The organism is Enterovibrio calviensis DSM 14347 (assembly GCF_000621165.1).
GTDB classification, from domain to species: domain Bacteria; phylum Pseudomonadota; class Gammaproteobacteria; order Enterobacterales; family Vibrionaceae; genus Enterovibrio; species Enterovibrio calviensis.
The window spans coordinates 802,424-810,419 of the sequence record NZ_JHZA01000001.1; the positions used below are offsets into that span (position 1 = coordinate 802,424).

General features: G+C 46.7%; 1 protein-coding gene. It reads right to left on the bottom strand.

What is annotated here, in order from left to right; translation table 11 throughout:
- Nucleotides 1-61 precede the first annotated feature (61 nt).
- Nucleotides 62-7,996 (bottom strand): hypothetical protein, encoded by a 7,935-nt coding sequence (locus Q365_RS0103545; protein WP_028022053.1) that lies wholly within the window; start codon nt 7,994-7,996, stop codon nt 62-64.

Genomic DNA, 7,996 nt, shown 5'->3' on the forward strand with positions numbered 1-7,996 from the left:
CGGATAATAAGAAGCAGGCATACTTTTTCACTAACCGCTTTCTATCATAAAAGAGAATTAACTAATCGTTCTCCCCAACTCTTATCCAACCTTCTGCAAGATCAGGGTCAATCCAACTCGAGCCTGATGCTGCTATCTTTTGTACCGTGGTCAAATACGTCTGTTGTCTGGGAATAAAACTTCGCCACTGATAAATAGCTCTACGTCTTACAATGCCATCGAGCAGATCTTGAGGATCGACGATTTCTAAAATTGTGGCAGAGGGACTTGCGGCGTAAAGTGGCGCAGAAAGCTGGTATTTTTCTGTCGGTTTTTCTTGCTGTTCTTTTTTGTCCTTTTTCTCAGTGTCCTTAACCTCACTTTCCTCTTTAATAACAGAGAGCTGAAGCATGGCAAAGTTTGAGGGATTTTGTGGATGTAGCGGTTTGTCGACCACGTCGAAGAACAGTTGATTGTGCATTTTGGCGTTGTCTTTGCCATTCGATGATGCGGTTTTCAAAACAACACGAAGTTCCAAAATGTCGTCCGGTAGGAGTTCATAGTTATCGAGCTCCAGCGTGTAGGACAAATGATCCCTACCATCAATAGCGTTGGGCCAGCCAAATTTTGCCATTTCCTCGTTCTGAGGTTGGCCATTCGACGTTCTGTTACGGTATACGGCCAATTCCAAAACGTTGTCTTTGAGTGTGGCAATGTTGTTACTGATTGAACCTCCACCAAATGTTATTGATGCATTGGTCTCTTCGCTATCGTCTTGGCGTAGCCCAAGAGCCAGCTCCAATCTGTCATTTTTCCTGACATCGTTAAGGTCGGCGGCAAAGACCAGATCTACTTTTTCGGCAACTCCAACAGGGCAGAAGTCCATTTTTGCAATGCCATTTAGCCGATCGTTGTATTCAGGGTCGTCAAATCGCAGATATACGGGTATTTCTGTCGAGCTGAGTTCGCCACTGGCAGTGAGAAGCTCAAAGCGTAATTGGCGCTCTATTGAATTGTCTCCGTCTGATTTCACTTCGATGATTACCTCTATCGGTGTAGCTGGTGGTTTGCTCATCGCCGCACTGAGAAGTGATTGCTTTGTTGAAAGACTAAACGGATAGAGATCGTGTGCGAGCGTGACTTTCTGATGTTCTATTTCACCCTGAGCTGCCTTTTGAGCTGTGTTCAGTATCTTCTCAATGTGTTGGAGGTCAAGGCTAAACACTTCGCCCTCTAAACGCGCTTCAGCCTTATTCACTAGCCATTTTTCAAGACTTGTTCCAGCCAGTAATTCGAATGACAGAACGCCATTCCATTCACGACCTATCAACCCACGAGAAGGAGACCCAACCTTGAATGATGAGGCCCAAGCTGATCGGGGAGAACGGTCTAAGCCATCGTAGCTACCGTTAATGCTTGGCTTTTGCGCCCGTGGGCCATGCAAAATAAGCAATGGGTCGGTTCCTGCCGCTACGATTTCCCCTTTTTCATGAGAGCTCGCACGTGTCCTGTCGTTGGCAGCCAATAAGGGAGGACGGGGTAGTTTGATATTGATTGGCACTTCAGATGCACGCAGGCCGGAGAAATCGAGACCAAGTCGCGTATCGGCCCAGGCTCCTGCTCTATCTGCCAACCTTGCGGTAAATGATCTGCCTGGGAGTATCGTTTGCATGTATGAAGCCGTTTCATCCGGTGATTTGTGAAGGTGTGCTGTTGGAAGCATGCCATCTGGCAAACGCGCTTGGAAATTGTCTGGCAGAGCACTAGTCAATCGCTGTGATTCCTGTTTTTCATGCCACACTTCAGCCTCACGGAACGAGACTTGAGTGCGGTTATGCATTCGCATTGAAATCTTTTTTTCCCCAGATTTGGTAAGATAGGCAGCAGCGCCATGGTGCAATTGCCAAACGGTTTCAGAAGCTGTTGCAGTTAGCCTTGGGCCATCCGTTTCGGTTCCAAACAGCACATTGTCCTCACTTGCCCATAGTGCGGCTTGCGTTCGTATTGGAGAAAAGCCAGCAACCAGATAGTCGGGCACAGAAATGTTTTTCTCGCTGGGTGGTGTAATTCGCTGAGCCTGAGGTGGGGTTAATCTTGGGAGTGGAGTTGCAGCACTGGGGCGGATATTTTTTACAGCGCTGCTTAGGGCTTTTTCTGTGTCTTTCGATATTACAAAGAAATCGCTGTCACCATCATTGTGTCTGCGTGTGAGCGTGCCGGAGGAGCTCCATGGAGCTAACCGCTGGATAGTTTGATAAGCCCAACGTTTCTCTCGCTGCAGATTATCTTCACCCTCTATAGTCATTTTTATTTGCTGTTTGCTGAGTTCAAGGATCTTTCTTCCATCACGAGCAGCGACATGGACAATCAGCTCGTAAGATTCTGATTTAGAGCTTTTAGCGTCATTTTGAGCGTCATTGACTTCACTTGTAGGGGAGGCAACCAAGTGACCTGCCAAGCTCTGTGCATAGTGTTTCATTGAAGCAAGCAGCGACTGTAAATTTGTTTCTCCTGACTCAGAAGTTGGGGCGGCACTGCTACCTCCCTGTGAAAACGTAAAGCCTTGAGGATTGTTGTCTGGCTTACGCTTACCGAGAACACCTAAGATCAATACCTGATGTAACGCCGGGTAGTGGAGCCCTGCGAGCACCGTTTTATGGCTGCGTTTTATCAGTACGAACGACTGAAAAACCGAACGCGTTTCATAAGGGACTATGGCATCGTTGGAGGCCAATAGCTCGGGAAGTCCTAAAGCGCAGGCGGGGGCATCACCAGGGTGTTTGTTATGGGTGGTATCGGTGACTGATTTTCGGGCCTGGGATAACATTTCCCTGCTTGGTCTAGCGATTGTGCCAGGCAGGGGAAGATCCGTTCCATGTACCCATATGGATTCAGGGTGCGCCAATTTTGTGCGAAAAATGTCCAGGAACTCATCGTCAGGCTGCCAACGATTTGCAGTAAGAATGCTTGAGAAGGGGAGTGGTAAAACAACCCAATCTCTTTCTCCGTTTTCCGCAAAATCTAGCTGATGATGCGCAGAAAGGTCAACCACAAGCCCATTTTCGACGTTTTCATCAAGCCATTTTTGGCGAAGTGTTCCATTAAGTGCACTGTGTTTAGCCACTTTTTGACGGAATAACATTTTGGATAGGTTTGTGTCTTCAAGGTTTAAATTTTTGGGCTTGATGATGGCAAATATCGAACATTCCCCTCTGTCTGGATGACCTTCGTCCAGTTTCCTGAGGTTCGAGCTGAGAACCTGAACGTTCAATAGCCTGACCACTTGGTACTGAATCCAGGACAACTGCGGACGGTCATTTTCTCGACCACCCCAATGCAGGCTATGTTTGACACGTGCAGCAAATTTCAGGTTTTTCCCTGAAAAGCGATGAAACGGTTGCCCCTCTAATATGATGTTAGCGGTATGCTTTATTATCTCAGTGCTGGAAGCATCGAGTTCTAGCTTGTTCCATCCACTTACAAGGTCGTCAGGCATTGCAATTTCGGGCCATGTGAAGAAGTTTTGCACAGGAATTGAGCCATAGAGACGGAAGTTATTGTCACTCCGTGTTTTTTGAAGCGTAAGGCTCGACTGGGTCGAAGCTTTTGGATTGGTGAGATTTGGGTTGAATACAGACAAAGTAGCCTTTGCTTCCAAAACTGCGTTGTTTAGCCGAAATCGAAACTCACCCCGATCTTTCTTATCTTTCTCAATACTCGGCAATGAAATACCTGCGGAAAAAATGCCTTGAATGCTACTTGGGGTGAATGGCTCGCTATCTACAACCTTCTCGTTGCCCGTGTTCCAGAGAAAATGAAGCCCCGTGTTATCCATTACCACGGTTTCGGGTGCAACGCGAATGTTTACGGCCTCGGAAAACAATGGGGTGGTGACAGTGCCATCCGCATGCGTGACTGGCATTGATGGTTGCTTCAGGTCTAACGTGATAGTTGTATAGATGTAAATATCGCTGTTAAGGCTGTCAGAGATAGTAGCCTTAATTTTTAGATCTGCAGCTTTTAGTGCCAACTGCCCTAGACCATTTTCTTCAGCGTCAATAAATGCTCTACAAACCGTCAACTCTCCCTTATGACAATTGTTGTTTTCGAATACAGCCTTGAGAGACCTTGTCGTCCCTTGTTTTTCAAAATGAACTTTAAGTGGAATGCGAAGAGTTGTGCCAAGTAGTGTTACTTGCAACTCACCATTGTCTTCAGAAGGCACGTCAGTGTTAGGCCATTGCTTTAATGTCAGCACTGGAACGGGGTCGTCAAAGCCAGCACGATAGGCTAAAGGCCAACGAATCGAGGTGCTATTGAACGTCTCGAAGCGGGAGGTAAATGTGTCACCAGAAATGGTAAGCACCAGTTTTAGCAATCCATCACTGCCTCTCGGAGGTACAGTGTCAGGGTTTTGGGTATTCACTAACAAAAATGGCTGGCCAATAATTTCAATGGTCAGTTCGTCTTTTCCACGTTTTACGTTGTGAAGAGTAAGCGGAGTAAAGCGGATGCCGTCAACAGTGATGACGTCGGTTTTATATATTTCCTCGTTATATCCTAACCACCAACGAAAGCCTTGAAAAGGCGTATTGAGATAGCTGTTGGCATTGACTGTGTGACGACTCCAATTATCTTGCTCATTGTTATTGTCTAATCGTGCGCGTGGATGCAGTTCTTTGGAGGACTCTTCAAGTGGTACATCGCTGAACCAAAACCTAAGAGATGTATTTGCGTCGCAAGAATAAGGCTTTTTCGCAGACAATAGCGTTACCTTTTCACCGTGAACTTGCAATTCCCGAGCAATAGTTGTGTCTGCGAATTCGAATTGATGAGGCGATATTAAAAGGCCGCGTTGGTCGTGAAATTCCCTTGTCTCGGATGCTTTCAACGTTGCTGTACCAAACTGAAACGCATTGCCCGACGCATCCAGTTTCGCGAACTGACCAATTAAATCCCCTTCACTAGGTAAACCTTCAACTGAGTGCAAATTCTTTTTATCGTCATCGAATGACCATGTCCCGACAGACTTCAGCCACCAAGGAGCAGGCCCGCCTTCATGAAAGCTATGGTCGCCTGCTTCTCGCTCGGCGGTGATGGTTGTAAGTGCGCACAATTTCATTTTGACAGGCGAGGCCGTATAGCCGTCAGTGTGCAAATAGTACTGCGCCTGTTTTTTTGACTCATCGCTTTCGGAGGAAACTAGTTTGAAGGAAACAAGTGTGCGTCGGTCGGTAGCGGAAAGTGCGAGATCTTTTTGTAAGCCAGACCATACTGAATGCCACACTGCATCACTCCAATCTTCCCGCGTTGGCTTGTCCGGTCCGTTGTCCCTGCGTGGCAGAAACAAACGCGGTGCTGCGGGCTCGTGGTTTAGAGCAGTTTGCTGATTGTTTTTCTTTGATTGGTTTTTAGGGATGGTGCTTGTCGCGTATGCCTCATCTCTCCATGCTAAATCACAGCGAATTTCGATAGGCGTTTCTAAAATGGAATGTTTAGTCTCTACGGCGGGTTTATCGCCCCACTGAAGTGTACGGATGGGAATACGCTGGGGGGCTTGATCGTAAGAAGCTAAGCCTGGGTAGGCGACAATACTCGGTAAACCTAGAAATACCATTCCAACTTCATCGCACCAAGACATCATGTTTGTTGGTCTTTCCCAGTTACCGCAGCGAGAAAAAGATATGGCGCTTTTTGTCATGTCCAACGCATTGAGAAACGTATATTCGAGTGTTGTCGAAGTGAAATCTCCCATGTCATTGATTGGGTTTAGTTTCAGCCGAAGTGGAGCTAACTCTCTGCTGCCGGAGGGTGTCCGGCGTTCTTTTCCTGCAAGTGCCAAAGGCATTGTCTGCACTGTGGGCACTTCGTGCTGTCTTATCCAAATCCAAGGAGCTCGCGCGTCATTTGGGTTTTCTAACGTATCCGGAGAAATATCGGTGACCAGCGTTAGAAAATTGTTTTCTATCACCGCGGGTGCATCGGATGCGCCGGCTGAAAACTTCAGGTGGTGCACTCTCAATGAGGTTCGTAACACGGGCACATTATTATGTTTTAGTGACCAAGTTTTAGCTTCAACGTCTCTCAGCATATGCGGAGACACGGCAAGTATACTTCGGGTAGATAGGGCGCGTTCAGCATGGTCTGGGAGCAAACGCTCTGGGGATTGACGGAATGGCGTAATGGGAAGGACACCATCAAAAACGATATCTCCGCCAAATAGTGTGACGTTTGCTTTAGCGATTTCATTGCCCTTGAGGTCAAAGTCCACAGACAGTGTTGCGTCTTCGATATCTGTTAACGAGAAAGACCATATCCTTTGATTATGCGAGAAACCCGGTGCATCAGGACGGTTTTGGAATCCGATTGCACCGCTTACCATTGAGTTGCGATTTTTTTTACTCGATTGAGTGGATTCCTGATTCACGTGTGTGGCTTCAGATTCAGCACTTTTTGGATTAATCGTCAGATCCAAAGACGTAAGTGTGACATTGGGAAAGGGCAGATGAAGCCATCCTGATGTGGTTGGAATGAAGCTCCATATCAACTGATTCAAATGCTCCGGCTCTGGTATTTGTTGAGCTTCGCGGAGCATAGCTGCGGTTCGAATCAGTGGAACAGCGAGTTCCAGTGCTTGTTTTTTCCCTTTGTGATTGTATTCGGCGACCAACAGCGATTCTGATTGGTTTTCACCCTTCGTTTTGTCGGTGGTCTGTTCGTTTGAATAAGTGTATTCAGACCGAAGCCTACTAACTGTACTCTCGATTTCAGGCCCAGAGGTTATCGATGAACGCAAGACCATTCGTTCATCATGCCGATACAGCTTAAAAGAAGGCGGCTTCATAGTTAAGACGCTCAATGACGTGTCTGTTTGGCTGCGATTCGCTAGTTTCGCAACAAGTGCTTGTTCGCGAATAAAAATACGATGGTCTTCCGAGGGCATTCGTTGCAGGAGGAAGTTGAAATTATGATTGTTTTCTAGATAGTTAACGTCCTGCTGAATGGGCCAGAAAAAATCACTGGTATCCAAAACACCGCTTGGATTGAGCGTTAGCCATTTGGGTCCTTCATTCAGTTCTCTGACATTAAACATCAATGTCTTAAGTGTTGGTAGTGCTTTTGACCATGGTTCGGCGGCATCTGAGTATATGGTGTTAGGGTGCGGTGTTTCTGTCCATACAGATAATTCAGCAACAGAGTCGGAATGTCGGTTACCCTGTGTCTGTGGAGTTTTTTTAGAAACTTTAAACCACCCGCCCACCGCAGAGTCTTGCCATGGAACCTTGATCATGCCGAATAGCGCGAAGCCATCGGGTAAAAGGTATACCAAACCGGAATCACCCTCCTCAATACTATCCGTTGTGATGTCTAGTGCATTGAGACCCAGGCGGTTTCTCAACATTCTCAAGTAGTGAGGTGTTGGGCGAAATCCAATTCTTCCATTGATAAGCTGACACGCGGGGAGATAGAAGGTGTTTTGTTTTTCATATACCGGGTCCCCACCAATCGTGGCGAGTATCATTGCTGTGGTATCACCCTTGGGCTGTTGTCCTGTTTTTACCGGAGTATGGTTCAGGAGATCGCTTAAAGACATCCCCTCTTCTTCCATATAAAGGGTATGAACACCAATAATGCTCAGTCGGCTGGCACCTGGATACTCTGGATCGTCATTGGGGAAATATTTGCTAAGTGCTTTCGAATCGTAGGAGTAGAAGCTGTCGACAGTTGCTTGAAACAGCTGAGGGCGGTGCATAGTATGACGCTTCTCCTCATCGACCAACTTGATATCCTCAGTGTGCTCTTGCATGAGATTTAGCGCATACAGGCTATTGTCGGGCAAATTCGCCTCTTTAAGCTTTTCGAATGTCCTAATTTTTATGCCGAAAGACCAAAATGGTCCCATTACCCGAACGTTAGGGAACTTGAGCGCCTCAATATGAAGTTTTTGCTTAACGTTAGCTTGATGATAAAGCCGAGGCATCAATGCTCTGTATGCTTTCTTATAGATTAAGGCCAT